This is a genomic window from Intrasporangium sp. Soil_C_50 (genome assembly GCF_057656595.1).
In genome coordinates, this window is sequence record NZ_JBDGKB010000002.1 from 405,792 (window position 1) to 428,381 (window position 22,590).

The following is a 22,590-nucleotide window of genomic DNA, read 5'->3' on the forward strand; positions in this document are numbered from 1 at the left end:
CGACGGTACTCCTCGGGCTGGGGACGAAGAACGGTTCTGTGACGGGCGAGTCGGCATCGACACGAGACTCGCAGACCTCTCCCAGCGGACGCCCACGGACGGCGTCCGCGGACGTCGTTCCCACGGTGCGGCCTGCGCTGCCGCGCGTGGGTCGGGATGCGAGGATGACCGGCGTGAGCGCCGTCCCGTCCCCCGCCTCCGGCGTGCCCGTCACGCACGTCACCCGCGTCGCCGTGACGACCGTGTGGTCCGACCCGCAGAGCCCTCGGGCCGTCGACGCTCCCGTCGTCGCCGACGCGCCGGACGCCGCGGCCTGGCTCGCCGCACTCGACGCCCACCCCGACGACGACGAGTCCGGTGACGGCCGCCTGGGGCTGCACGGCCGTGTCGAGACCCAGCTGCTCGAGGGCGAGCCGGTGCTCGTCACCGGCACCGACGCGTCGGGCCGCTGGTCGCACCTCGTCGCACCGTGGCAGCGCTCCCCCAAGGACGGGCGCGGCTACCCCGGTTGGGTGCCCACCGCGCACCTGCGCCCGCTCGAGCCGGGCGAGACCGTGCCCGCGGGCCCGGCGGCGTCCGCCGATGCGGCGTCCCTCGACGGCCCGCACCCCGCCGTCACCCTGGCACGCGGCCACCTCGGGCTGCCCTACCTCTGGTCCGGCACGTCGCCGCTCGGCCTGGACTGCTCGGGGCTCGTGCTGTCGGCGTGGCGCCGCCTCGGCGTCGTCGTCTCGCGCGACGCCTACGCCCAGGCCGAGACGGCCGAGCCCGTGGCCCTCGACGCCGTCCGCGCCGGCGACCTCTACTTCTTCGCCCGCCCCGGCCGGCGGATCCACCACGTCGGCATCGTCGTCGAGCCGGGTCGCATGGTGCACGCGTCCGAGACAGGCGGCGTCCTCGTCGAGGAGGAGCTGACCCAGGACCGCATCGACACGCTCGTGGCTGCGGGACGGCTCCCCCTCCCATGAGCATCGACCGCCGCACCGCGCCGCTGCTCGTCCTCGGCGCCGTCGTCTCGGTCCAGTTCGGCGGTGCGCTCGCGGCGACCCTCGTGCCGCGGATCGGCGCGGCGGGATCCGTGCTGCTGCGGCTCTGCTTCGCCATGCTCATCCTCGTGGCCGTCGCCCGGCCGTCGGTCCGGCGCCGCTCACGCTCCGACTGGCTCACCGTGGTGCTCTTCGGCGCCGCGCTCGCCGCGATGAACACGGCCTTCTACGCCTCGCTCGCGCACCTGCCCATCGGCGTGGCCGTGACGATCGAGTTCCTCGGACCGCTGACGCTCGCAGCCGTGCTGAGCCGTCGGGGGCGCGACATCGCCGCGGTCGTCGCGGCGGGCCTCGGGGTCGTCCTCGTCTCGGGCGCGCTCGGGGCGTCCTGGGGGCGCTTCGAGCCGATCGGCATCTTCTTCGCCGCCCTCGCCGGAGCGATGTGGGCGGCCTACATCGTGATGAGCCAGCGCACCGGCCGCGCCTTCGCCGGGCTCGACGGGCTCGCGCTCGCCCTCGTCGTCTCCTCCCTGCTCGTCGCGCCCATCGGCCTGCCCTCGGTACCGACGTGGACCGGCGGCGACGTCGCCCTCGGCCTCGGCATCGCCGTGCTGTCCTCGGTGCTGCCCTACTCCCTCGAGCTCGTCGCCCTGCGCCACCTCGCGCGGAGCGTCTTCGGCATCCTGCTGTCGCTCGAGCCCGCGGTGGCGGCCCTCGCCGGGTTCGTCGTGCTCGACCAGGTCCTCGACGCCGGGCAGCTCGTCGGCATGGGCCTCGTCGTCGGCGCCAGTGCGATGGTGCTCGGTGCCCAAGGACGACACGAGCCGCCGGAGGAGCCAGAGCCCGACCCCAGCCTCGGCCCGTGACGCGTCGCGGGCCGGCCGCCGCCCGCCGGTCCGGCTTTGGGCGGGGCCGGTTGACCTCAGGTGGACTCGAAGTCGTAGCGTCGCGGCGTGACCACCCCCGAAGCCGTGACCGCTGAGCCGACCCGCAGCCCGGACGACCGCGGCGGCCTGCTGTCACCGGCGCTGCGCGCCACGACCGTCGGGATGCTCGCCCTCGTGTCGCTGCACGCGTTCGAGGCCCTCGCGCTGACGACGGTCATGCCGACGATCGCCGCCGACCTCGACGGTGAGTCGCTCTACGCGATGGCGTTCACGGCGACGCTCGCCGCCGGCATCGTCAGCATCGTCTGGAGCGGCAACCTCGCCGACCGGCGTGGTCCGCGCCCACCGCTGCTCATCGGCCTCGTCCTCTTCGCCGCAGGCCTCGTCGGCGCAGGACTCGCACCGACGATGCCGGTGCTCGTCGGGGCCCGAGTCGTGCAGGGCCTCGGCGCCGGCATGACGAGCACGGCGCTCTACGTCATGGTGACGCGCGTCTACCCGCAGCGCCTCCACACCGCCATCCTCGCCGGGTTCTCGGCGGCGTGGGTCGTGCCCTCGATCGCGGGGCCGTTCGTCGCGGGGCTCATCGCCCAGACCATCGGCTGGCGCTGGGTCTTCGGCCTGGCCATCGTCGTGCTCGTCGGGGCCGCGGCGCTCCTGTCGCGGATCGTCACCGGCCTCCGGCAGGAGCCGGTGCCCGTGCCCTGGCGCCGCGGCGCCGTCGTGGCGTCGGTGGCGCTGGCCCTCGCCGTCCTCGTGCTCAACTCCGTGTCCGGTGCGGTCGACGTCCGTTCGCTCCTCGTGGCCGTCGTGGCCCTCGTCGTCGTCGGTGCCACGCTGCGCCGGCTCATGCCGGCCGGCACGCTCCGGTTGCGCCGCGGCCTGCCGAGCGACGTCGCGCTGCGAGCCCTGGCGTTCGCCGCCTTCACGGGCGGGGAGGTGTACCTGCCGAGGCTGCTCACCGAGCGTGACCACCTGTCCCCCAGCCTCGCCGGTGTCGCGCTGACCGTCACCGGCGTCACGTGGTTCGCGGGCTCGTGGGTGCAGGGACGCTGGTCCGACCGGTTCGAGATCGGCAGGACCGCCCGGCTCGCGCTCGGAGCCATGGCGGTCACCCTCGTCGCCCTCGCGGCCGGGGTCGCGGCCGGAGCACCCGCTTGGGTGCTCGTCGCGGTCTTCCCGGTGCTCGGCCTCGGCATCGGCACCCTCTACCCGCGCGTCACCGCCCAGGCCCTGTCGCGCGCCGACGACCGCGAGCAGGGCTTCGTCAGCTCGGCGCTGCAGATCGGCGACTCCGCCGGGGCGGCCACGGCAATCGCCGTGTCGGCGCTCGTCTTCACCGCCGCGGGGTCGAGCAGCCCCGACGCGTACGGGGCACCGGCGTACGTCGCCGTCCTGCTGACCATGCTCGTTCCGGCGGTCGTCGGCTGGCTCGCCGCCCACCGCGTCCGCTGATCGGCGCCGCGCCCGGGCGCGTCAGGCGGGTGACGACGGCAGGTCGAAGCTGCGCCGCACCACGGCGTCCCACACGCGGTCGCCGCCGAGCAGGCGAGTCGCCACGAGGGCCTTGGCCGCCGGCGTGACGAGGTAGCGGCTGCGCGGGTGCTCGCTCTCGACGGCCTTGGCGACGACGCCGGCGATGACGTCGGGCCCGACCGCGTTGCGCGAGCGGTAGTTGCGCTCGGTGACCTGGTCGGACGTCGCCCGCAGCGTCGCGTACGGTCCGTCGTCACCGCCGCGGGACAGACCCTGCGAGGCGACGTCGCCGAACTCGGTGCGGGTGAGCCCCGGCTCGACGAGCACGACCTCGACGCCGAACGGGGCGACCTCGACACGGAGAGCGTCGGTCAGCGCCTCGACCGCGTACTTCGAGGCGTGGTACCAGCCACCGGTCGGGAAGGTGATCCGACCGCCCATCGAGCCGATGTTGACGATGCGGCCGCGGCCGGCGGTGCGCATGCCCGGCAGGACGAGCTGGCACATCCGCCCGAGCCCGAAGACGTTCGTCTCGAACTGGCGGCGGACCGCCTCGAGCGGCACCTCCTCGACGGGCCCGTACTCGCCGTAGCCGGCGTTGTTGACAAGGACTCCGACCGCGCCGTGCTCACGCTCCACCTCGGCCACCGCGGTGCGCATCGAGGACTCGTCGGTGACGTCGAGCTCGAGGGTGTGGGCCCCGGCCGCGGCCAGGGACTCGAGGGTCTCGGGGCGGCGCGCCGTCGCGTAGACGACGTGGCCGTCCGCGAGGAGCCGTGCGGCCGTTGCGTGACCGATGCCGGAGCTGCACCCCGTGACGAGCACCGCGCCCCGACGCGTCGCGTCGCCCCCGGTGCCGCCGGTCGTCGTGCCGTCCGTGCTGGTCATCGCCTGCTCCTCGTCCTGCCACCCGGGCGGTGGTCCCACCGCAACCTAGCGCGGGAGCCCGGGGGCCGGCGAGGTGGTCAGGACCGGTGCGCCGCGTCGGCGTCGGAGCTGGGCGCCGCGTCAGCGCCGGCCTCGACCGCCTCACCGTTGCGGGCGTCGTGGCGCGACTTGAGGAGGCTGGCGACCGTCGTGACGCCGAGGATGACGACGATGGCGCCGAGCGACACCGAGATCGGGATGTCGGGCACGCCCTCGATCGGCCGTCCGCCGTTGATGAACGGCAGGTTGTTCTCGTGCAGCGCGTGCATGACGAGCTTGACGCCGATGAAGCCGAGCAGCACGGCCAGGCCGATGCTGAGGTACACGAGGCGCTTGAGGAGTCCGCCGATGAGGAAGTACAGCTGCCGCAGGCCCATGAGCGCGAAGACGTTGGCCGTCAGGACGAGGAAGGGCTCCTTCGTCAGCCCGTAGATCGCCGGGATGGAGTCGAGCGCGAAGAGCAGGTCGGTGGTGCCGAGGGCGAGGATGACGATGAACATCGGCGTGAGGAGGCGCTTGCCCTGCTCGAGGACGGTCAGGCGCGTGCCGTTCCACTCGGTCGTGGCCGGGAAGCGCTTCTCGACCCACCTGAGGAACCGGTTCTCCTCGAACTCGTCGTCGTCGCTCTCGCCCTGCGTCGCGAGCTTGACCGCGGTGTAGACGAGGAACGCGCCGAAGATGTAGAAGACCCACGCGTAGGCGTTGATGACGACGGCGCCGAGGCCGATGAAGACGCCGCGCAGCACGATGGCGATGACGATGCCGATCATGAGGGCCGACTGCTGGAGCTTCTGGGGCACCTTGAAGCTGGCCATGATGAGCAGGAAGACGAAGAGGTTGTCGACCGACAGCGAGTACTCGGTCAGCCAGCCTGCGTAGAACTCACCCGCGTACTGCCCTCCCCACTCGAACCACACGAAGAGGCCGAAGACGACGGCCGCCGCGATGTAGAAGGCGAGGTGCCGGCCGGCCTCGGCCATCGAGGGCACGTGCGGCCTCCGCGCGATGACGAGGATGTCGATCAGGAGGAACACGGCCATCAGGCCGATCGTGAGGAACCAGCCCCACACGGGAACGTTCATGGGCACAACCTTCCGGTCACCGAGATCAGCAACCGGAGGTCTCTCCCGCCCCGTCGCGCGTGGCGACCGGACCGACGGGACCGGGAGCCGTGGTGAACCGCTCCGTGATGACGAGCCCGTCGCAGCAGGGATACTCCCCTCCGAGAACGCCTGATCCTCTCATCACGAGGATCCCGCGTCGAATCGGGGCCGTCTACCGGGCGGTCGGGCGCTGCCGACGCGGCAGACCGGCCACGACGAGGTCGTAGGACGTGTCGAGGGCCTCGAGCAGCTCGTCCTCGGCGATCGCGCCGTCGGTGCGGAGGGTGTTCCAGCCGTGCCGACCGATGTAGGCCATGACGGAGGCGTCGGCGGGGTGGCGCTGCAGCCACTCGTCGGCCGCGTCGCGGCTGCGCGCGCACTTGAGGCCGATCGAGGCCGGACCGAGGAAGGCGAAGATCTTGTCGCCGACCTTGGCGACGGTGTCGCCGTCCCACGGCGAGTCCTCCCAGGCGCCCGGCTTGCCGAGCGCCTCGGCCCGCAGCCGGTCCGAGACCGACCCGCCGCGACCGGTCATCCGCTCAGCCCCTCACCGGGTGGCCGCGCTCATCTGGCGCAGCTCCTTCTTGAGGTCGCCGAGCTCGTCGCGAAGCCGGGCGGCAAGCTCGAAGTGCAGCTCGGCCGCAGCCTGGTGCATCTGCTCGGTGAGCTCCTGGATGAGCCCGGCGAGGTCCGCCGCCGCCATGTCGGCGGGACGCTTGCCCGACCCCGTGGAGACTCCGACGTCGGCCTGGACCGCGCCTCGCCCGCCGCCGTTCTTGCCGCGCGACTGGGACCGGCCCGAGCCGATGAGCTCGGCGGTGTCGGCGTCCTCGCGGTTGAGCAGGTCGGTGATGTCGGCGATCTTCTTGCGCAGCGGGGTCGGGTCGATGCCGTTCTCGGTGTTGTAGGCGATCTGCTTCTCGCGGCGGCGGTTGGTCTCGTCGAGCGCCTCCTGCATCGAGGGGGTGATGGAGTCGGCGTACATGTGCACCTGGCCGGAGACGTTGCGGGCCGCGCGGCCGATCGTCTGGATGAGCGAGCGCGCCGACCGGAGGAAGCCCTCCTTGTCGGCGTCGAGGATCGCCACGAGCGACACCTCGGGCAGGTCGAGGCCCTCGCGGAGCAGGTTGATGCCGACGAGGACGTCGAAGATGCCGGTGCGCAGCTCGCGGAGCAGCTCGACGCGGCGCAGCGTGTCGACCTCGCTGTGCAGGTACCGGACCCGGATGCCCTTGTCGAGCAGGTAGTCGGTGAGGTCCTCGGCCATCTTCTTGGTGAGGGTCGTGACGAGGACGCGCTCGTTGCGCTTCGTCCGCTCCTGGATCTCGTGCATGAGGTCGTCGATCTGGCCCTTGGTCGGCTTGAGCACGACCTCCGGGTCGACGAGACCGGTGGGGCGGATGATCTGCTCGACCGGCGGCCCGGACTTGGCCATCTCGTACTCGCCGGGCGTCGCCGACAGGTAGATCGTCTGGCCGATGCGCTCGAGGAACTCCTCCCACTTCAGCGGCCGGTTGTCCATGGCGCTGGGCAGCCGGAAGCCGTGCTCGACGAGCATCCGCTTGCGCGACATGTCGCCCTCGTACATCGCCCCGATCTGCGGGACGGTCTGGTGCGACTCGTCGAGGACGAGAAGGAAGTCCTCGGGGAAGTAGTCGAGCAGGCAGTTCGGCGCGGAGCCGGACGTGCGACCGTCGATGTGGCGGCTGTAGTTCTCGATGCCGTTGCAGAAACCGACCTGGCGCATCATCTCGACGTCGTAGGTCGTGCGCATGCGCAGGCGCTGGGCCTCGAGGAGCTTGCCCTGCTTCTCGAAGCGGGCCAGCTGGTCCTCGAGCTCGAGCTCGATGCCGCGGATGGCGCGCTCCATCCGCTCGGGGCCGGCGACGTAGTGCGAGGCCGGGAAGACGTACATCTCCTGCTCCTCGTTGACGACCTCGCCGGTGACCGGGTGCAGCGTGTAGATGCGCTCGATCTCGTCGCCGAAGAACTCGATGCGAACCGCGAGCTCCTCGTACACCGGGATGATCTCGACCGTGTCGCCGCGGACGCGGAACGTTCCCCGCGTGAAGGCGAGGTCGTTGCGGGTGTACTGCATCTCGACGAAGCGGCGCAGCAGGTCGTCGCGGACGATCTCCTGGCCCACCTTGAGCCGGGCCATCCGGTCGACGTACTCCTGCGGCGTGCCGAGACCGTAGATGCACGACACCGACGCCACGACGATGACGTCGCGACGCGTCAGCAGCGAGTTGGTGGCCGAGTGGCGCAGCCGCTCGACCTCGTCGTTGACCGACGAGTCCTTCTCGATGTAGGTGTCCGTCTGCGGGATGTAGGCCTCGGGCTGGTAGTAGTCGTAGTAGCTGACGAAGTACTCGACGGCGTTGTTCGGCAGCAGCTCGCGGAACTCGTTGGCCAGCTGCGCGGCGAGGGTCTTGTTCGGCGCCATGACGAGCGTCGGGCGCTGGACCTGCTCGATGAGCCACGCGGTGGTGGCCGACTTGCCGGTCCCGGTGGCACCGAGCAGCACCGTGTCGGTGTCGCCCGCCCTCACCCGGCGCGCGAGCTCGGCGATGGCCGTCGGCTGGTCGCCGCTCGGGGTGTACTCGGAGATCACCTCGAAGGGTGACACCGTGCGCTGGAGGTCGGTCGTCGGACGCATGGCTCAACCGTACGTCCGACGACCGACAGCGCCCACTCGCCTACTGCTCCCAGACGTAGGCGGGCCGCAGCTCGACGGTGTCGCCCGGTCCGGCGAACTGCACGGCCAGCTCCTCGGCCCGTTCCGGCGAGGCGACGTCGAGCAGGAAGAACCCGGCGAGGTGCTCCTTGGCCTCGGCGTACGGCCCGTCCGTCGCCACGGTGCCGCTCGCGTCCCAGCGGTAGAGGCGGGACGACACGGGATCGCCGAGCGCCTCGCCGCCCTTGAGCTCGCCGCTCGCCGACAGCTGCTGGAGCATCGCGTCGAACGCGGCGCCACCGCGCTCCCGCTCCTCCTGCGGGCGGGCGAGCGCCTCGGGCATGAAGTCACCGGTGGGGTGGCCCCAGGGCTGCGGGTTCGAGTGGATGAGGATGACGTACTTCACGGTTGGCGTCCCTTCGGTCGTGAGCGGCCAGTCTGCCGCCTCGGAGGGGACGTCGGAGCCGTCGGCCCCGCCTCGACGTCACGGCACGCGGTTCGTCCACTCCGGCGTCGCGAACTTCGTGTCGACGAGGCGCCGGGCCTCGCCGAGCTCGGCCTCGGTGTAGTCGGAGGGGTTGCTCCGGTAGCGCCGCGAGAACGACGCGGCGAACGCGTCGAGGATCGCCTCGCGCGACAGCCCGGTCTGGCTGCGCATCGGGTCGACCCGCTTGTTCGCCGACCGGTGGCCCTTGTCGCTCATCTTCTCCCGGCCGATGCGCAGCACCTCGAGCATCTTGTCGGCGTCGATGTCGTAGGACATCGTCACGTGGTGCAGGACGGTGCCGTCGGCGAAGCGCTTCTGGGCGGCGCCTCCGATCTTTCCGGCCTCGCTCGCGATGTCGTTGAGCGGCACGAAGTGCGCGCGGACGCCGACCTCCTCGAGGGCGCCGATGACCCACTCGTCGAGGAAGGAGTAGGACCGCTCGAAGCTCAGGCCCTCGACGAGCGAGCCGGGCACGACGAGCGAGTACGTGATGCAGTTGCCCGGCTCCATGAACATCGCGCCGCCCCCCGAGACGCGCCGCACGACGTCGATGCCGTGCCGGGCCGCCCCCTCCGGGTCGATCTCGTTGCGGACCGACTGGAACGAGCCGATGACCACGAGCGGGCTGTCCCAGTCCCAGAAGCGCAGTGTCGGCGGACGTTCGCCGCGGGCGACCTCCCCGGCGATCACCTCGTCGAGGGCGACGTGCAGGGCCGGGTGCAGGACCCGCGGCGGGATGACGTCGAACGCGTGGTCGTCCCAGCCCGTCGCCTTGCCGAGGGCGCGGCGCACGGCGATGCCGATGGCCTCGGGCGTGAACCCGACGAGCGCCACGGAGTCGTCGAGGGCGGCGGTGACGGCGGACGCCAGCCGCTCCACGCCGGCGTCGACGGGCAGACCGGTCAGGGCCGCGTTGATGTCGTCGAGCGCCTCGTCGGGCTCGAGGAAGAAGTCGCCGGAGACGCTGACCGACGCCAGCCGGCCGCCCACCTCCTCGACGTCGACCGCCACGAGCTTGCCACCGGGGACCTTGTACTCACCACGCACGACGTGGACAACACGGACACCTCTCCGTGTATGCCGGGCGCGTTCGGCCGGCGGCGGCGCACCGGTGGCCGAGGCGTCAGGGGCGCCAGCCGGTGCGTTCTGCCCACGCGTTCGCGCGGTGCCAGGCAACCTCGAACCAGGGCTCCTTCGCGACGACGTAGTCCGACGTCGTCGTGTGCTCCCCCAGCAGCCGGCGCTTCTCGGCGGCGTACGCGTCGCGCTCGGCGGGCTCGTGGCGGAGCCAGTCCCTTAACAGCAGCGCGAACCGCCAACCGGCGGAGCCGTGCTCACGCACGTGGACGTGCACGTGGTTGCCCGGGTCGCACCCGCCGAGGAACTGCTTGAGCCAGTCGGACGCGTCGGCACCCTCGGGATGGGGCGTGTCGGAGTGGATGCCGCGGTCGAACACGTAGCCGGCGCGTGCGAACGCCGCCCGCACGTCGTCGCGCTCGACGTCGGCGAGGTGGCGGACGCCGACCTGCACGTCGACGACATCCTTGGCGAGCAGCCCCGGCACCGACGTCGACCCGACGTGCGACACCTCGGTGAGGACGCCCGTGGGTGCGAAGGCGGCCGCGAGCCGGGCCACGACGCGCTCGGCGCGGGCCTCCCAGTCGGGCCGCGGCGCGACGACGCAGTCGTCCGCCCGGTCCGGACGCCGGGATCGGGTGCCGCTCGCGAGGTTGGCCGCGTACGGGGCGAGCCGCTGCTCCCACAGGGCGTCGACGGCACGCGCCAGGTCCTCGGGCCTGCCGTCGTTGGGCAGGACGACGTCGGCGACCGCCCGGCGCTGGGCGTCGGTGGCCTGCGCGGCGATGCGGCGCCGCGCGTCGTCGGCGTCGAGCCCGCGCTGCTCGACGAGCCGGCGCACCCGGGTGTCCGGGTCGGCCTCGACGACGACCGACAGGTGCTCGTGCACCCAGAGGCCGCGCTCGACGAGGAGCGGCATGTCGTAGACCGACACGGCGTCGGCGGGCGCGGCTGCCCTCAGCGCGGTGACCCGCGCGACGATCGCCGGACCCGTGATCGCGTCGAGGGCGGCCAGCTCGTCGGCGTCGGCGAAGACGACGGCGGCGAGACCCGCGCGGTCGAGGGTGCCGTCGGGTCGGATCACCGCCGCGCCGAAGCGTTCGCGGATCGCCGCGAGCGTCGGCTGCCCGGGCTCGACGACCTCGCGGGCCACGGCGTCGGCGTCGACGACGTGCGCGCCGAGCTCGGCGAGCCGCCGTGACACCGTCGACTTGCCCGACCCGATCCCTCCGGTGACCCCGACGCGCAGCATCCGGCAACCCTACGGGCGCGGGGGCCCGCGTCAGGCGAGGCGGGCCGGGAAACCGCCCGTGGCGATGGGGCCCCACCGTGTCGGCGTGACGCGCAGCAGCGACTTGCCCTGGTCGTGCATCGCCTGCCGGTACTCGTCCCAGTCGGGGTGCTCGCCGGAGATGGCGCGGTAGTAGTCGACGAGAGGCTCGACGGACTCGGGCAGGTCGATGACCTCGCAGTCGCCGTCGACCTGCAGCCACTCCCCGCCGAAGTCGTCGGACAGGACGAGGACGCTGACGGCCGGCCGGCGGCGGGCGTTGGTCGTCTTGGCCCGCTCGGGGTAGGTCGAGATGACGATGCGACCGTGCTCGTCGACGCCGCCGGTGACCGGGGAGGTCTGCGGCCTCCCGTCGGAGCGGGTGGTCACGAGGACCATCGAGTGGCGGGGCCGGACGAACTCGAGCATCCCGTCACGGTCGACGGTGGTGTTGGTCGCGATCTGGCGCGGCATCGGTCACTGCCCTCCTGCGCTGGCCCGGTCGAAGACGGCCACGAGCGCCTCGGCCAGCCAGGTGGCGTACATCTCGTGGGTCCACCCGCAGCGGCGGACGAATCGGTCGTAGATCTCGGGGGCCGTCAGGGTCCACACGAGGTCGGTGAAGCCCTTGCGGTCCAGCCCGCCGGGCAGGCCATGGGCCGCCTCGAGCGCGTTGAGCGCGTTGGTGTTGCCGGCCCGGCGCTCGGAGTCGATCGTCGCGACGAACTCCTGCAGCCCGGTGTCGCCGCCGGCGCCCTGGGCGAGGATGACGCCGAGGAGGGGCCCGACGCGCTCGTAGATCGTCGCGCACAGGGCCGCGTACGCCCGCACGAAGCCCTCACGGTCGGGGGCGTCGGACATGGCGCGGAACTCCGGCCGGTCCTGCATCGCGACGGGCTCGTCGTCGCCGGCGAGGAGCACGTCGTAGACCGCCTTGACGACGTCGGCCTTGCCGCCGATGGCGTTGTAGACGGTCTGGGCGCTCACCCCCGCGGTCGAGGCGAGCTGGCTGACCGACATCGCGTGGTAGCCGTCGGCGAGAAGCATGCCTCGTGCGGCGTCGACGATTCGGCGGCGGGTCGCCCGGGCCGCCTGCGCCCGGGAGCTGTTGTCGTAGACCCGGTCTGTTGACATCTGCGCCCTTCGTGGGGATCATGAGTTTCGCTGGAACGGGGTTCCAGCGAATGGGTGGGGTCAGGGGTCCCCACCCGTTTGCTGCGCCCACCGGCACAACGGGCCGACAGCGGCGACCTGTCGACGATCGAGTGTCGCACGGCCGGCCCACCCGACCCGCACGGGTCGGCTCGAGGGGAGACGAGGGATCGCACCGGGACTGCCCGGCGCGGTCCCTCGTCGCCGCTCCCGCTCAGCCCGACCCGGCAAGAAGGGCGAGCGCGCGGTCCGGGTAGTCGGACACGAGACCGTCCACGCCGGCTCCGACGACGGCGCGGATGTGCTCGGGCTCGTTGACGGTCCACGGCAGGACTCCGAGGCCGAGCGCGTGCGCACGTTCCACGAGCGCCACGTCGACCAGCACGTGCTCCGGCGACAGGACGTGGGCTCCCACCTCGGCCGCACCGGCCGCCACGTCGTCTCCGTGCGCCGCGACGTCGACGCCGCCGGTCCACGGGCTGTCCGGCACCCACGTGACACCGGCCTCGACGAGCGCCGAGCGGGCGACGTCGGGCGCCACCTCGCGGGCCCGCTCGAGGACCGACCAGTTGAACGAGTGGACGAAGCAGCGGTCGTCGACGCCGAGGTCGTGGACGACGTCGAGGACGCCGTCGAGCAGCTCGTCACGGCGGGCGGCCTCGGTCCGGTCGCGCGGGTCGACCTTGAGCTCGATGGTCCACCACACGTTCGGAGACCTCTCGAGGCCGTGACCGACGACCTCGCGCATCGTCGGGATGCGAGCGCCGGGGTCGGTGCGCTGGCCCGGGAAGCCGGGCAGGCCCTGGCTGCCGACGTCGACGGTGCGCAGCTGCGCCAGCGTCAGCTCGTCGACGCGTCGGCCGACGACGTCCGGGCCGGTGGGCCGGCACTTGTGGGACAGCAGCACGGGGTCGTGCCACACGACGAGCTCGCCGTCGGCAGTGAGGCGCACGTCGAGCTCGACGCCGGTCACCCCGGCGTCGAACGCTGCCGTGAAGCTGGCCAGGGTGTTCTCGACGACGAGGCCCTTGGCGCCCCGGTGCCCTTCGACGTCGAAGCGCCCGGACGCCCACGGCCCGCGCGCCGACCCACCCCCCGCCACGGGCGTCGTGTGACGGGTCACGAGGTCTGCCGGGTCGCTCACCCTGCCAACCTAGCGACGGCATGGAACACCCATGGGTTAGTGGACTGTCGGTCCGCCGCCGCTGCAGCCAACGCCCGTCCCCCGTACTGGGCGCCGGCCTGTGCCTGCACGACCTCATGACGGGTGCTTCTCTCCCGCCGTCACGGCGACGGGCAGGACGTTGCCGTCGACCGGCGCCGGGCACGTGCCGAACTCGGTGAAGGCGAACGGGAGGTTGACGGCCCGGTTGAGGTCGACCTCCACGGCGCGCAGTGCGCAAACCTCTCGAACCACCCGCGAGGCCCCCGGCGACGCGTCGTCACCACGCCCACCCCGTCATCGAGTCCCATTGTCCTGCAATGTGATTCACCACTTGAGGCCGGTCGAGTCGACCAACGCAATTCCTACTCTCCGCATAGGAAATCGTCTGAAGACTTCTTGCATCGTGAGACGTGCTGCCCAGTCCTTGCTCCACTCCCGACCTCGATCCCGTCCCCGGAGATGCGACAGGGCCCCGGACCAGATGGTCCGGGGCCCTGTCGACGTCAGAGCGTCAGAGCGTCAGCTCAGTTGCCCGTCAGCTTCTCGCGCAGAGCCGCGAGCGCCTCGTCGGAGGCGAGGGTGCCCTCGGCGGGAGCCGGCGCGTTGCGCTGCTCGTCGCCGCCCTGGTCGCCCGTCGCGGACGAGTAGGACGTCGAGGTGCTCGGGCTGGACGCAGCCTCGGCGTCGGCCTTGTGGGCCGCCTCGACCTGGCTCTTGTGGGCCTCCCAGCGGGCGTGGGCCTCGGCGTACTGCCGCTCCCACTTCTCACGCTGCGACTCGAAGCCCTCGAGCCACTCGTTCGTCTCCGGGTCGAAGCCCTCGGGGTACTTGTAGTTGCCCTGCTCGTCGTACTCGGCGGCCATGCCGTAGAGGGTCGGGTCGAACTCCGACACCGGGACGGACTCGTCGTTGGCCTGCTTGAGCGAGAGCGAGATGCGACGACGCTCGAGGTCGATGTCGATGACCTTGACGAAGATCTCGTCACCGACGTTGACGACCTGCTCGGGCAGCTCGACGTGACGCTCGGCGAGCTCGGAGATGTGCACAAGGCCCTCGATGCCGTCCTCGACGCGGACGAACGCGCCGAAGGGGACGAGCTTGGTGACCTTGCCCGGGACGACCTGGCCGATGGCGTGGGTCCGGGCGAAGTGCTGCCACGGGTCCTCCTGCGTCGCCTTGAGCGACAGGGAGACACGCTCGCGGTCCATGTCGACGTCGAGGACCTCGACGGTGACCTCGTTGCCGACCTCGACGACCTCGGACGGGTGGTCGATGTGCTTCCACGACAGCTCGGAGACGTGGACGAGACCGTCGACGCCGCCGAGGTCCACGAACGCACCGAAGTTGACGATGGAGGACACGACGCCCTGACGGACCTGGCCCTTCTGGAGCTCCTTGAGGAACGTCGTGCGCACCTCGGACTGCGTCTGCTCGAGCCACGCGCGGCGCGAGAGGACCACGTTGTTGCGGTTCTTGTCGAGCTCGATGATCTTGGCCTCGATCTCCTTGCCGACGTACGGCTGGAGGTCGCGGACGCGGCGCATCTCGACGAGGGAGGCGGGCAGGAAGCCGCGCAGGCCGATGTCGAGGATGAGACCACCCTTGACGACCTCGATGACGGTGCCGGTGACGACGCCGTCCTCCTCCTTGATCTTCTCGATCGTGCCCCAGGCGCGCTCGTACTGGGCGCGCTTCTTGGACAGGATCAGACGACCCTCCTTGTCCTCCTTCTGGAGAACCAGGGCCTCGACCTCGTCGCCGACGCCGACGATCTCGGACGGGTCGACGTCGTGCTTGATGCTCAGCTCGCGCGAGGGGATGACGCCCTCGGTCTTGTAGCCGATGTCGAGCAGGACCTCGTCCCGGTCGACCTTGACGATGCGACCCTCGACGATGTCGCCGTCGTTGAAGTCCTTGATGGTGGCGTCGATCGCCGCAAGGATGTCTTCCTGAGAACCGATGTCGTTGATCGCGACCTCAGGAGCGGTCTTCTCGACCGTGTTGGCAGTCATGTAGTAGGAACTCCGATTGTGGACAGTTACGTTGGAGACCTCGTGGCGGCGAGCCCGTGGCCCGGTGCCCCGACGTCGTGTGGACGGGTTCAACATTGAGCGCACACAGTCGTGTGCGCCGAGCAATCCTATCGGCGCTGTCAGCATCCGGTCAAAAGGCGGGACGGACGCCGTGAGCACGCCCGAGAACAACCCGACGCCCGTGCCCACCCAGCTCCCCACCGAGGCGACCCGCCGCGCGGCCGCCGCGGGCGAGACCGCGAGGGCCAACCGCACGTGGTGGGACGCCGAAGCACCGGGCTACCACGCCGAGCACGGCGCCTTCCTCGGCGACACCGACTTCGTCTGGGGTCCCGAGCGGCTGCGTGAGGAGGACGCCGGCCTGCTCGGCGACACCGCCGGGCGCGACGTCCTCGAGATCGGCGCCGGCTCGGGGCAGTGCTCGCGCTGGCTCGCCGGGCGCGGCGCCCGCGTCGTCGCGAGCGACCTCTCGGCCGGGATGGTCGCCACGGGCCTGCACGTCAATGCCGGGCTCCCGGCCGACGCCGCGACCCGCGTCCCGTTCGTCCAGTGCGACGGTCGCTCGCTGCCCTTCGCCGACGCGTCGTTCGACGTCGTCTTCACCGCATACGGGGTCGTCCCGTTCGTCGCGGACTCCGACGTCGTCATGGCCGAGGCCGCCCGCGTGCTGCGCCCCGGCGGCCGGTTCGTCTTCTCCACGACGCATCCGGTGCGCTGGGCCTTCCCCGACGACCCCGGCGCGCGCGGCCTGACCGTCACGCAGTCCTACTTCGACCGGACGCCCTACGTCGAGCAGGATGCCTCCGGCCGGGCCACGTACGTCGAGCACCACCGGACCCTCGGTGACCGCGTTCGCGAGATCGCGGCCGCCGGGCTGCGGCTGCTCGACGTCGTCGAGCCGGAGTGGCCCCAGGGCCACGACGAGCCGTGGGGCGGCTGGTCGCCGCTGCGGGGCCGGGTGCTGCCGGGCACCGCCGTCTTCGTCTGCGAGCGCTCCTGACACGACTGTGGCGGCGGACCGGGTCCCCGGTCCGCCGCCACCTGGCGTCTGCTGTCCTACCGCGGCGCCGCTGGGCGCCGGTCGATCACAGGAAGCGACGCCGCAGGAACACCGCTCCCCCGGCGAGCCCGAACGCGGCCGCGGCACCGGCGGCCCGCCCGACGTTCGCACCGCCCTGGCCGTCGACGCCGGCGATCTCGAACGAGTACGCCGTCGCGCCCTCGGCGCCGGCGGGGGCGCCGTAGGCCATGCTCTCGGCCTTGGCCCGACGGGCCCCGACCTCGATGAGCGCGTACTTCTCGCCGAAGTCGGAGGCCGTCTCCTTGCCCTTGCCCACGATGACCTTGGCGCCCTCGTCGCTGAGACGCTGCGCGCCGTCCTTCAGCTGGGGTGCCTTGGAGGCCGCCTCGGTGAGCCCGTCGGCGATCTGCGAGGCGCCGGACGCGGCGTCGCCGAGCCCGTCGGCGAGCTGCCCTGCACCGGTGCTCAGCTTGCCCATGTTGTCGTCGACCTTGGCGTTGCCATCGGCCACCCGAGCGACGCCGGCACTGACCTTTCCGGCCCCGTCGGCGAGTTCGCCCGACTTGTCTCGCAAGGCCGCGGTTCCGGTCGCCTGCAACTCCTTGGCGCCCTTCGCGACCTGCGACGTACCGCCGTGAACGGCGTCGGCGCCCGCGGAGAGGGCGTCGACAGCGTCGAGCAGGTCGAGACCGCCGAGCCCTAGGAGATCGACCCCGCTCTGGAGGTCGTTGACCCCACCACGGAGCGTCTTGTCCTTCGCGTGGTCGGTCGGCGTACCGATGCCGCCCTGGACCTTGGCAACGACGCCGTCAACGAGCTGGCTGACGCCGCCGTCGACGAGCTGCACGCCCTCGAGGAGACCCGGCACCTTCGGGTCGCAGATCCCGGAGAGGGTCGTGTTGCTCAGGCCGCACTCGACGCGCGCCAGGCCCACGGCCGCGGCGGACAGCTTGCCCTTGAGCACGCCGAGACCGTCGGACACCTGCCCGAGACCGCCGGACACCTGCGCCAGCCCGGAGTCTGCATCAGACAGGCCACCGAGCACCTGGTCGAGGCCCTTCGACGCGTCATCGGTCTGCGTTCGCAGCTGGCCCAGCCCTCCCTGGACCTGGCCGAGAATGACGTGGCACGTCGGACCGCAGTCCGCGCCCAGCGCCATCGCCACACCCTCGTCGAGCTTCGTGATACCCCCTGTGGTCGAGAGGGCTGCATCGAGCCCGGATCGGATGCTGGTCACCCCGCCGACGAGCGTCTTCGGCTGGTCGGCGCTGCCGATTCCAGCCCGGACCTCACCGACCCCGCCCTTGGACTGGTCAACACCACCCTTGAGCTGGTCGAGGCTGCCGCCGGCTGCGGTGGCTTCGGCAAGACCGGCGCGCACCTGGTCGACGCCGTCGATGAGGGTCCCCGTCTGGCCCTTGCCGCCGAGACCTGCCCTTAGCTGCGCGATGCCCGCGTGCAGCGGCTTGGCCTGCTCGGGCAGGCCACCGACACCGTCGTAGAGCTGGGTGAGCCCGGCGTCGACCTGGTCGAGACCGTCGGCCACCTGGGCCAGCCCGTCGAGCAGCTCGGGCGCGTGCTCACCGACGAGGTGCAGGCCCGCGGCGACCTGGCCTGCGCCTCCGTCGACGACCGAGGCGCCGCCGGACAGCTTCTTGGCGCCGTCGTCGACCTGCGCGGCACCGCCGTGCAGCTTCACCGCGCCGTCGGCCACCTGAGTGGAGCCCGAGCTGGCCTCGCCGGCACCGGCGCGCAGCTTGGCGGTGCCGGCCTTGAGCTGCCCTGCGCCGGAGGCGAGCTGGCGCGAGCCGGGCAGCGCCTGGGCACCGAGGCCGGCGTCGAGCTTCTTCGCGCCGTCGCGCAGCTGGACGAGCCCGCCGAGGAGCGTCGCGGCGCCGTCACGCAGCTTGAGGAGGTTGTCGTCGATCTGCGTCGCACCGGCCGTGAGCTCGACGCCCTTCTGGGCGCCGCCCTTGTAGCTGTCGGCGCCGCCCTTGAACGACGGGCTGTCGAGGGGGCTCACCGGGAGCGCCTGGACGGAGGCCGCCGGGACGAGGCCGCTGGTGATGTCGGCGGCGTAGCCGAAGGTCGCCTCGGGCTTTCCGATGGGGCCGAACAACGTCATGGTGTAGCTGAGCTTCGTGCCGCCGTGGCCGTCGCCGGCGACAGACGCACCCGGGGAGGACACGTTCGTGAAGCCCTCGGGCAGCACGGTGCTCAGCTGGCCGACCATGGGGATGACGACGTCGACCGTCTTGGTCACCTGGGTGCCGGTGCCGTCGTCGAAGGAGACCTCCTGCTGGGACCCGGTCACGTTGCGCACCGTGTACGTCACCTGGAGGCGTCCGCTGCGCCCGGCGACGTCGCCGGGCTCGATCGGCTTGCCGTCGAGGGTGTAGGCGGCGTGCACCTCGAGCGGCAGCTTCTTCGTGAAGTCGCTGACGGTGCGCAGGTGCTGCTCGCCGTCGACGTCGAAACGGCCGGTCATGACGCCGTTCTCGATGCTGAAGCCGCCGAAGCCGTCGAGGTTGCGCAGGCCGCGCGTCTCGATCGGGTTGGACAGGTCGACGCTGCCCTTGCCGCGCATGCTGACCTGCTCGTAGACCCGGGCTGTGTCGAGGGCACCGGTGGGGTCGAGGTAGGCCTGCACCGTCTCGGTGTTCGTGACGGTGACACCGCCCGAGCCGGTGGATGCGGCAGCAGCGGGCGCCGCCGCGAGGAAGGCGATGGTCGGGGCCGTGGCGAGGCCCACGACGAGGGTGGCGATGGTGCGGCGGCTCACGAGGCGGCTCCGGTCACGAGGTCGTCGATGCTGGTCTGGTCGTCGCGGTCCGAGCGACGGTTTGTGCGCTCCGCGTGGCGGGCAGGCGTCCGGTCCTCGTGCTCGGCGGCAGCGGTCGCGAAGGCGGAGTCCTGCTGCAGCGGAAGAAGGTTCGTCACGAGGAAGCCGAGTGCGACCGCGAGCAGCACGGTCGTCGCCGCCCCCGGGGAGTCGCTGAGGAACTGCGGCGGCGCCGCCGTGTACGCCTCCTCGTAGGCACCGACGATCGCCGCGGCGCCGAGCAGCCCGCTCCAGAGCGGCAGTCGGCCGCTCGTCACGGCCGCGACGACCGCCACGACGGCGACGACGAGGAACGCCGCAACGGCCCGTCCGGCGGGCGCATCGGGCAGGAGGGCGGCGCGGAGCGCGAAGCCCACCCAAGCGGCGAGGAAGCCGACGCCGAAGCCCGCCACCTTGCCCCATCCCGGGCGGTGTCCCACGAGACCCAGGACCCCGCCGAGCGCGGCGCCGAGGAGCGCCACGTGCTCGAGGTCGAGCGAGAGGGTCTCGCTCAGTGCGATGACGGCCGCCGCGAGGACGGCGAGACACAGACCTGTGACCAGGCTCTTGACCATGTCCACCTCACAGTAAAAGCACCCGTCTCCGTCGACGGGTGCAAGTTACCGAGGAGTATGCAGGTCTCGGGGTCGGCGCGCACCGGGTCGTGACCCAACCGACACGGCCGTTGCCAGAACGTGACCAAATCGGGCATGACGGATGGGTTTGACCCTCGTTCGCGCGCCTCGGGTGAAACGCGTCAGTGCGCGGCGTCGTGCCAGGAGCGGCCGACCCCGACGTTGACGTCGAGCGGGACGTCCATCGGCGCAGCGTTGCCCATCTCGTCGCGGACCAGCTTCTCGACGTCGTCGCGCTCCCCCGCCGCGATCTCGAGGACGAGCTCGTCGTGGACCTGGAGCAGGATGCGGGACTTCGCCCCCGCCGCCGCGAGCGCACGGTCGACGCCGATCATCGCGACCTTCATGATGTCGGCGGCGGACCCCTGGATCGGCGCGTTGAGAGCCATCCGCTCGGCGGCCTCGCGACGCTGACGGTTGTCGGAGGTGAGGTCGGGGAGGTAGCGCCGGCGCCCGAGCATCGTTGCGGTGTAACCGGTTCCGCGTGCCTCGGCCACGACGTCTCGCAGGTAGGCGCTGACGCCGCCGAACCGCTCGAAGTACCCGTCCATGAGGCCGCGGGCCTCCTCGGTGCTGATGGTCAGCTGCTTGGACAGCCCGTAGGCGGACAGCCCGTAGGCCAGGCCGTAGGACATCGCCTTGACCTTGGAGCGCATCGCGGCCGTGACGTCGTCGGGCTCGACGCCGAAGACGCGCGAGCCGACGAACTTGTGGAGGTCCTCACCGGTGCGGAACGCCTCGATGAGCCCGGCGTCGCCGGACAGGTGGGCCATGACGCGCATCTCGATCTGCGAGTAGTCCGCCGACATGAGCGCCTCGTAGCCCTCGCCGACGACGAAGAGCTCGCGGATGCGGCGCCCCTCCTCGGTGCGGATCGGGACGTTCTGCAGGTTGGGCTCGGTCGAGGACAGCCGCCCCGTGGCGGCGATGGTCTGCAGGTAGGTCGTGTGGATGCGGCCGTCGTCGGCGACCGACTTCTGCAGCCCCTCGACGGTGACGCGCAGGCGCGCGGCGTCGCGGTGGCGCAGCAGCGCCTCGAGGAACGGGTGCTCGGTCTTGGTGTAGAGGTCGGCCAGGGCGTCGGCGTCGGTGGTCCAGCCGGTCTTCGTCTTCTTCGTCTTCGGCATGTTGAGCTCGCCGAAGAGCACCTCCTGCAGCTGCTTGGGCGAGCCGAGGTTGATGCGGTTGCCGCCGATGGCGTCCCAGGCGTCCTCCTGGGCCTGCGCGACCTTCGCCGCGAAGTCGGTCTCGAGGGCGTCGAGGCCGGGCACGTCGACGGCGATGCCGGTGCGCTCCATCCGGGCGAGGACGTCGATGAGCGGCAGCTCGATGTCGGCGAGCAGCTCGGTGCCGCCGATCGCGGCGACCTGCTCGTCGAGCGACACCGCGAGGTCGCGCACCGCGGTGGCCCGGACCATCTCCTGGCCGGCCGCCTTCTCGTCGGCGTCGCCGCCGAAGTCGAGCATGCCCTGGCCGTCGGCGGGCGCGGCACCGCTCAGCTCGCGCTTGAGGTGGCGCAGCACGAGGTCGTCGAGGTGGTAGGTGCGCTGGTCGGGCTTGACGACGTAGGCCGCGAGCTGCGTGTCGCTGCTCAGGCCGGCGAGGGTGAACCCGCGCGCGGTCAGCGCCTCGACGGGCCCCTTGGCGTCGTGCATCGCCTTGGGACGCGCGGGGTCCTCGAGCCAGGAGGCGAGGGAGGTCTCCCCCTCCTCGGTGAGGGTCGTGAGGTCGACGTACGCGGCGGCGCCGTCGGGAGCTGCGACGGCCAGACCGGTGGCGTCGCCCGTGCCGCGGGCCCAGGTGCCGCTGACCGACAGACCGGCGCGCTCGCCCGCAGGAAGGTGGGCGGCGACCCAGTCGGCGACCTGCTCGGCGGCGAGTACCTCGCCGTCGACGTCGAAGCCCTCCTCGGCCTCCGGCTCGGCGGCCTCGACCGAGGCGAAGAGACGGTCGCGCAGGACACGGAACTCGAGGCGGTCGAAGACCTCGTGGACCTCCTCGCGCGCCCACTGGTGGCGCACGAGGTCGGCCACGCCGACGCCGACCGGGGCGTCTCGGACGAGCTGGTTGAGGCGGCGGTTGCGCAGCACCTGGTCGAGGTGCTCCCGCAGCGACTCCCCCGCCTTGCCCTTGATCTGGTCGATACCGGCGACGATGCCGTCGAGGTCGCCGAACTGGGTGATCCACTTCGCGGCGGTCTTGGGACCGACGCCGGGCACGCCCGGCAGGTTGTCCGAGGTCTCGCCGACCATCGCCGCGAGGTCGCTGTAGCGGTTGGGCGGGACGCCGTACTTCTCCTGCACCTGGGTCGGGCCCATGCGCCACACCTCGGAGACGCCGCGGACCGGGTAGAGGATCGTGACGTGGTCGGTGACGAGCTGGAAGGTGTCGCGGTCGCCGGAGCAGATGAGCACCTCGAGGCCCTCGTCGCCGGCAGCCGTGGCGATCGTGGCGATGATGTCGTCGGCCTCGTAGCCCTCGAGCTCGACGTAGCTGATGCGCAGTGCGTCGAGGACCTCCTTGACGAGCGGCACCTGACCCTGGAACTCGTCGGGGGTCCGAGCCCGGCCCGCCTTGTACTCGGCGTACTGCTCGGTGCGGAAGGTCTGCCGCGACTTGTCGAAGGCCACGACGACGTGCGTCGGCTCCTCGTCGCGCAGCATGTTGATGAGCATCGAGGTGAACCCGTACACCGCGTTGGTGTGCTGCCCCGTGCTCGTCGAGAAGTTCTCGGCGGGAAGCGCGAAGAAGGCGCGGTAGGCCAGCGAGTGTCCGTCGAGGAGGAGAAGTCGGCTCACGGGGCAACCCTAGTGGCGAGCGCCGACGGCGTGATCGCGGGCACGACGCCGGCGCCGACGCGGTGGCACGCGCCC

At 71.8% G+C, this 22,590-nt stretch carries 19 protein-coding genes; 4 read left to right on the forward strand and 15 right to left on the reverse strand.

All coding sequences use genetic code 11. The annotated features are described in order from the left end of the window. Window positions 1-173 precede the first annotated feature (173 nt). The 3 genes from AC3A5R_RS09390 (at window position 174) to AC3A5R_RS09400 (ending at window position 3,328) form a co-directional block, all read left to right on the forward strand. On the forward strand, window positions 174-968 hold the full coding sequence (locus AC3A5R_RS09390; protein ID WP_487620483.1) for a C40 family peptidase: 795 nt from the start codon (window positions 174-176) through the stop codon (window positions 966-968). Next, the gene (locus tag AC3A5R_RS09395) at window positions 965-1,852 is read left to right on the forward strand and encodes an EamA family transporter (protein ID WP_487620484.1); all 888 of its coding nucleotides are present in this window, start codon (window positions 965-967) and stop codon (window positions 1,850-1,852) included. The genes AC3A5R_RS09390 and AC3A5R_RS09395 overlap by 4 nt, the downstream gene beginning before the upstream one ends. 87 nt (window positions 1,853-1,939) lie before the next feature. After that, complete coding sequence (locus AC3A5R_RS09400) at window positions 1,940-3,328, forward strand: MFS transporter (RefSeq protein WP_487620485.1); 1,389 nt, start codon at window positions 1,940-1,942, stop codon at window positions 3,326-3,328. Between the two features lie 21 nt (window positions 3,329-3,349). Here AC3A5R_RS09400 and AC3A5R_RS09405 read toward each other — a convergent pair whose 3' ends face one another. The 12 genes from AC3A5R_RS09405 to rpsA all read right to left on the reverse strand — a co-directional run bounded on the left by AC3A5R_RS09405 (window position 3,350) and on the right by rpsA (window position 15,219). Next, on the reverse strand, window positions 3,350-4,237 hold the full coding sequence (locus AC3A5R_RS09405; RefSeq protein WP_487620486.1) for an oxidoreductase: 888 nt from the start codon (window positions 4,235-4,237) through the stop codon (window positions 3,350-3,352). Between the two features lie 77 nt (window positions 4,238-4,314). Further along, on the reverse strand, window positions 4,315-5,358 hold the full coding sequence (locus AC3A5R_RS09410) for a TerC family protein (protein WP_487620487.1): 1,044 nt from the start codon (window positions 5,356-5,358) through the stop codon (window positions 4,315-4,317). A gap of 193 nt (window positions 5,359-5,551) precedes the next feature. Beyond that, a complete protein-coding gene (locus AC3A5R_RS09415; protein ID WP_487620488.1) occupies window positions 5,552-5,914 on the reverse strand; it encodes an MmcQ/YjbR family DNA-binding protein in 363 nt (120 codons plus the stop codon). A 12-nt stretch (window positions 5,915-5,926) separates the two neighbouring features. After that, window positions 5,927-8,038: an excinuclease ABC subunit UvrB gene (gene uvrB / locus AC3A5R_RS09420; RefSeq protein WP_487620489.1), complete on the reverse strand. Its 2,112-nt coding sequence runs from the start codon at window positions 8,036-8,038 to the stop codon at window positions 5,927-5,929. A gap of 40 nt (window positions 8,039-8,078) precedes the next feature. Further along, entirely contained in the window at window positions 8,079-8,462 is a 384-nt protein-coding gene (locus tag AC3A5R_RS09425) for a YciI family protein (protein WP_487620490.1), read from the reverse strand. A 78-nt stretch (window positions 8,463-8,540) separates the two neighbouring features. Continuing rightward, the gene (gene lplAB / locus AC3A5R_RS09430; RefSeq protein ID WP_487620491.1) at window positions 8,541-9,590 is read right to left on the reverse strand and encodes a lipoate-protein ligase LplAB; all 1,050 of its coding nucleotides are present in this window, start codon (window positions 9,588-9,590) and stop codon (window positions 8,541-8,543) included. Between the two features lie 76 nt (window positions 9,591-9,666). Next, the gene (gene coaE, locus AC3A5R_RS09435; RefSeq protein WP_487620492.1) at window positions 9,667-10,872 is read right to left on the reverse strand and encodes a dephospho-CoA kinase; all 1,206 of its coding nucleotides are present in this window, start codon (window positions 10,870-10,872) and stop codon (window positions 9,667-9,669) included. A gap of 30 nt (window positions 10,873-10,902) precedes the next feature. Next, on the reverse strand, window positions 10,903-11,364 hold the full coding sequence (locus tag AC3A5R_RS09440; protein ID WP_487620493.1) for a PPOX class F420-dependent oxidoreductase: 462 nt from the start codon (window positions 11,362-11,364) through the stop codon (window positions 10,903-10,905). 3 nt (window positions 11,365-11,367) lie between these two features. After that, window positions 11,368-12,024: a TetR/AcrR family transcriptional regulator gene (locus tag AC3A5R_RS09445; protein WP_487620494.1), complete on the reverse strand. Its 657-nt coding sequence runs from the start codon at window positions 12,022-12,024 to the stop codon at window positions 11,368-11,370. A gap of 232 nt (window positions 12,025-12,256) precedes the next feature. Then, window positions 12,257-13,186, reverse strand: a complete 930-nt coding sequence (locus AC3A5R_RS09450; RefSeq protein WP_487620495.1) for a glycerophosphodiester phosphodiesterase family protein — start codon at window positions 13,184-13,186, stop codon at window positions 12,257-12,259. 114 nt (window positions 13,187-13,300) lie between these two features. After that, window positions 13,301-13,429 (reverse strand): DUF1684 domain-containing protein, encoded by a 129-nt coding sequence (locus AC3A5R_RS09455; RefSeq protein ID WP_487620496.1) that lies wholly within the window; start codon window positions 13,427-13,429, stop codon window positions 13,301-13,303. A 302-nt stretch (window positions 13,430-13,731) separates the two neighbouring features. Then, a complete protein-coding gene (gene rpsA, locus AC3A5R_RS09460; protein ID WP_487620497.1) occupies window positions 13,732-15,219 on the reverse strand; it encodes a 30S ribosomal protein S1 in 1,488 nt (495 codons plus the stop codon). Window positions 15,220-15,391: 172 nt separating this feature from the next. Here rpsA and AC3A5R_RS09465 point away from each other — a divergent pair, with 172 nt between their 5' ends. Further along, complete coding sequence (locus tag AC3A5R_RS09465; protein ID WP_487620498.1) at window positions 15,392-16,240, forward strand: class I SAM-dependent methyltransferase; 849 nt, start codon at window positions 15,392-15,394, stop codon at window positions 16,238-16,240. 85 nt (window positions 16,241-16,325) lie between these two features. Here the strand turns inward: AC3A5R_RS09465 and AC3A5R_RS09470 are convergent, their stop codons facing one another. The 3 genes from AC3A5R_RS09470 to polA all read right to left on the reverse strand — a co-directional run bounded on the left by AC3A5R_RS09470 (window position 16,326) and on the right by polA (window position 22,515). Further along, window positions 16,326-19,043: a hypothetical protein gene (locus AC3A5R_RS09470; protein WP_487620499.1), complete on the reverse strand. Its 2,718-nt coding sequence runs from the start codon at window positions 19,041-19,043 to the stop codon at window positions 16,326-16,328. Next, on the reverse strand, window positions 19,040-19,657 hold the full coding sequence (locus AC3A5R_RS09475; RefSeq protein ID WP_487620500.1) for a hypothetical protein: 618 nt from the start codon (window positions 19,655-19,657) through the stop codon (window positions 19,040-19,042). Before AC3A5R_RS09475 ends, AC3A5R_RS09470 begins: the two co-directional genes overlap by 4 nt. A gap of 182 nt (window positions 19,658-19,839) precedes the next feature. Next, window positions 19,840-22,515, reverse strand: a complete 2,676-nt coding sequence (polA, locus tag AC3A5R_RS09480; protein ID WP_487620501.1) for a DNA polymerase I — start codon at window positions 22,513-22,515, stop codon at window positions 19,840-19,842. Between the last annotated feature and the right edge of the window lie 75 nt (window positions 22,516-22,590).

Excerpts from the sequence above, each read along its gene's own strand:
- AC3A5R_RS09415 (WP_487620488.1), bottom strand. The coding sequence starts at position 5,914 with ATGACCGGTCGCGGCGGGTCGGTCTCGGACCGGCTGCGGGCCGAGGCG.
- AC3A5R_RS09440 (WP_487620493.1), bottom strand. The coding sequence starts at position 11,364 with ATGCCGCGCCAGATCGCGACCAACACCACCGTCGACCGTGACGGGATG.
- coaE (WP_487620492.1), bottom strand. The coding sequence starts at position 10,872 with ATGCTGCGCGTCGGGGTCACCGGAGGGATCGGGTCGGGCAAGTCGACG.
- AC3A5R_RS09445 (WP_487620494.1), bottom strand. The coding sequence starts at position 12,024 with ATGTCAACAGACCGGGTCTACGACAACAGCTCCCGGGCGCAGGCGGCC.
- AC3A5R_RS09475 (WP_487620500.1), bottom strand. The coding sequence starts at position 19,657 with ATGGTCAAGAGCCTGGTCACAGGTCTGTGTCTCGCCGTCCTCGCGGCG.
- AC3A5R_RS09410 (WP_487620487.1), bottom strand. The coding sequence starts at position 5,358 with ATGAACGTTCCCGTGTGGGGCTGGTTCCTCACGATCGGCCTGATGGCC.
- rpsA (WP_487620497.1), bottom strand. The coding sequence starts at position 15,219 with ATGACTGCCAACACGGTCGAGAAGACCGCTCCTGAGGTCGCGATCAAC.
- AC3A5R_RS09405 (WP_487620486.1), bottom strand. The coding sequence starts at position 4,237 with ATGACCAGCACGGACGGCACGACGACCGGCGGCACCGGGGGCGACGCG.
- AC3A5R_RS09395 (WP_487620484.1), top strand. The coding sequence starts at position 965 with ATGAGCATCGACCGCCGCACCGCGCCGCTGCTCGTCCTCGGCGCCGTC.
- uvrB (WP_487620489.1), bottom strand. The coding sequence starts at position 8,038 with ATGCGTCCGACGACCGACCTCCAGCGCACGGTGTCACCCTTCGAGGTG.